This window comes from Novosphingobium sp. (genome assembly GCF_049240505.1).
In the GTDB taxonomy this organism is placed as follows: domain Bacteria; phylum Pseudomonadota; class Alphaproteobacteria; order Sphingomonadales; family Sphingomonadaceae; genus Novosphingobium.
On record NZ_JBMLSM010000156.1, the window covers coordinates 979 to 4,110 of the forward strand.

3 protein-coding genes and 2 tRNA genes (1 of these 5 only partly in view) are annotated in these 3,132 nt (G+C 60.3%); all 5 read right to left on the reverse strand.

All coding sequences use genetic code 11. The features are described 5' to 3' along the window. A tRNA-Asp gene (locus ACOVQ0_RS12785) sits at positions 1 to 55 on the reverse strand (it extends 122 nt beyond the left edge of the window). Positions 56 to 193: 138 nt separating this feature from the next. Beyond that, a tRNA-Asp gene (locus ACOVQ0_RS12790) sits at positions 194 to 270 on the reverse strand. 95 nt (positions 271 to 365) lie between these two features. After that, positions 366 to 941: a YdeI/OmpD-associated family protein gene (locus tag ACOVQ0_RS12795; protein ID WP_421885023.1), complete on the reverse strand. Its 576-nt coding sequence runs from the start codon at positions 939 to 941 to the stop codon at positions 366 to 368. 32 nt (positions 942 to 973) lie between these two features. After that, on the reverse strand, positions 974 to 2,281 hold the full coding sequence (locus tag ACOVQ0_RS12800; RefSeq protein ID WP_421885025.1) for a dihydrolipoamide acetyltransferase family protein: 1,308 nt from the start codon (positions 2,279 to 2,281) through the stop codon (positions 974 to 976). Between the two features lie 4 nt (positions 2,282 to 2,285). Next, positions 2,286 to 3,132, reverse strand: an 847-nt coding sequence (locus ACOVQ0_RS12805; protein ID WP_421885027.1) for an alpha-ketoacid dehydrogenase subunit beta, incomplete at its 5' end; no start/stop codon positions are given.

The following is a 3,132-nucleotide window of genomic DNA, read 5'->3' on the forward strand; positions in this document are numbered from 1 at the left end:
ACCCGCGACCCTCGGCGTGACAGGCCGATACTCTAACCAACTGAGCTACACCCGCGTGCCCCTTGGGAGACGCGCCTCTATGGCAGGTTCATCGGACTGTCAACGGGCTGTTTCAGGGAAGTTTTCCACAGCAGGCCGTGTCGATTGAAAGCAAAGAAAAAGGCGCCCGAAGGCGCCTTTTTTATCTTCCCAATGGCGCGAGTGACGGGACTTGAACCCGCGACCCTCGGCGTGACAGGCCGATACTCTAACCAACTGAGCTACACCCGCTCACCCTTGGGAGGGCCGCCTCTATGGCAGAGTTCACGGGCTGTCAACGCTGTTCGTGCAGCAAATTTGCGTCAGCGCGAATTTCCCTCAGATCGTCAACATTTCTGGTATTTCCAGTTGCGCGATTTGCCCTCGCCAATCCATTCCACGGCTTGCGCGATGCGCTTGTCCCGTGTGGCCTCAGTCTTCGCGTCAGCAATCCATTCGATATATTCGCGGCGCTGGCCCGGCGGCATGGCATCGAAACGCTCTCGCGATGCCGAGACGGCCAAGGCTTCAGCAAAAGCATCGGGCAGGTCTGGCACAGGCTTGGGCGGCGCTTTGGATCGAGGCGCAGCCTTGGGAGCAGACAGCCGCTCGACCGCCGCGTGAAGGCGTTCGATCACGGCTGATTCGTCCGGAAAATCGTCAATGCTGGCGATCTGGCGGAATGGCCCGGTGCCGCCGGGCTGTTCGTCATGATGGAAGAACACCGAGACGTGCCTCTTGAAGGCCGCCATGCCAGCAATGTTTTTACCGCCAAGCGTGAAGTGAGGCATTCCCCATTTGATGGCTTCTGCGCAGTCGGGAATCTCACGATGCACAAGCGCGCGGAAACGCTTGAGGACCGGGCGTGCGAAGTCCCCCGCCTTTGCGATATGTTCGTCTATGCGCGGATCGGTAGTCGGCACCTGGCACCTCCCGTTTCCGGGAGGTTACCATATCAATCGGCCAGCAACAGTACCGGCGTTTCGATCAGCTTTTTTACCGCCTGAACGAAGCTAGCGGCATCGTGCCCGTCCACAACGCGATGATCGCAACTGATCGAGATGTTCATCAGCTTGCGCTTTTCGATGCGCTCGCCGCCTAGGCCATCGGCCACAAACATCGGTCTTTCGATAATGCGATTTGGGCCGATGATCGCAACCTCTGGCCGATTGATGACCGGCGTGGTGGCAACCCCGCCCAGCGGGCCGAGCGAAGTTACTGTCAGCGTCGAACCCGACAGTTCATCGGATTTTGCGCTGCCGCTCCGTGCTGCTTCGGCAAGGCGCAAGATTTCGCGCGCAAGCTGCCAGAGGTTGAGGCTTTGCGCATTGCGAATCACGGGCACCATCAACCCGGCAGGGGTTTGCGCCGCGATGCCCAGATGCACCGCGCCATAACGTGTCACCACGCCCGCATCGTCATCATAACGTGCATTGAGCATGGGGTACTGCGGCAGGGTTCGGCAGATCGCGGTGATAAGCAGCGGCAGCATCGTCAGCTTCGGCTTTTCACCACGATGGGCGTTCAATTGCTCGCGCATGGCTTCGAGGGCCGTGACGTCGCATTCCTCGACATAGGAAAAGTGCGGGATACTACGCTTCGACGCAGCCATGTTTTCGGCAATGCGACGACGCATTCCGATGACCTTGATAACCTCGTCACCACGCTCAACCCCTGCGGTGCGATATCCGCCCTGTGCATTGTACGCGAGGAACTGATCGAGGTCGGCATGGCGAACCCGTCCTTCCTCGGAAGGACGGACCTCTGACAGATTGATGCCAAGATCACGGGCGCGCTGGCGCACCGCGGGGCTGGCAAGAACCTTGGGGCTGCTATCTTGCCTTGGCAGTGCTTCGATCGGCGCAGCAGCCACCGGCTTCGGTGCCGGAGCTTGTGGCGCTGAAATTTCCACTGCCTTAACATCAGCCGCCTCAGGCGTTTCAGCTGCGATGCGCTGTTCGGCAACTTCCGCCTTGGGCGCTGGGGCTGGTGTCGGGACAGGTGCTTCGACCTCCCCTTCCCCTTCAGTCTCGATCACGACCAGCGCCGAGCCGATCGCCACGATATCGCCCACTTCACCCGCGATTGAAACGACCTTGCCCGCAACCGGGCTTTCCATCTCGACCGTGGCCTTATCGGTCATCATGTCGGCAAGGCGGCCATCCTCTTCGACCGAATCGCCCACCTTTACGTGCCAGGCAACGATTTCAGCCTCGGCAATGCCTTCTCCGATATCGGGCAGGCGGAATGTGTAGGTTCCCATTGGCTCAGGCTTTCGTCAGACGGTCGATAGCCTCGCCAATGCGGACCGGGCCGGGGAAATAGGCCCATTCGAGGCTGTGGGGATATGGCGTGTCGAAGCCCGTCACGCGCTCTATCGGGGCTTCAAGATGATAGAAGCAGCGCTCCTGCACGAGCGCCGAAAGTTCCGCGCCGAAGCCGGATGTGCGCGTGGCTTCATGAACGATCAGGCATTTGCCGGTTTTCTCCACCGACTTTTCCACCGTCTCGATATCCAGCGGGACCAGCGTTCGAAGGTCGATGATCTCGGCATCGACGCCCTTTTCAGCACAGACTGACGCCGCGACGTGAACCATAGTGCCATAGGCGAGCACGGTGAAGGCGTTGCCAGGGCGCACGATCCGCGCTTTGCCCAGCGGGATGGAATAATACCCCTCCGGCACCACACTGTCCGCGTGCTTCGACCAAGGCTCGACCGGCTTGTCGTAATAACCGTTGAACGGGCCGTTGTAGATGCGCTTTGGTTCGAAGAAGATCACCGGATCGTTGTCTTCAATAGCGGCAATCAACAGGCCCTTGGCGTCGTGCGGCGTGCTGGGGACGACCGTTTTCAGACCGGCAACATGGGTGAACAGCGCTTCGGGGCTTTGGCTGTGCGTCTGCCCGCCAAAGATGCCACCGCCGAATGGAGAGCGCACCGTCATCGGCGCGATGAACTCACCCGCTGAGCGATAGCGCAGGCGCGCAGCTTCTGACACGAGCTGGTCCAGCCCGGGATAGATGTAGTCGGCGAACTGGATTTCCGGCACCGGACGCAAGCCATAGGCACCCATGCCCACTGCCACGCCGATAATGCCGCATTCGCTGATCGGC

Excerpts from the sequence above, each read along its gene's own strand:
- ACOVQ0_RS12800 (WP_421885025.1), bottom strand. The coding sequence starts at position 2,281 with ATGGGAACCTACACATTCCGCCTGCCCGATATCGGAGAAGGCATTGCC.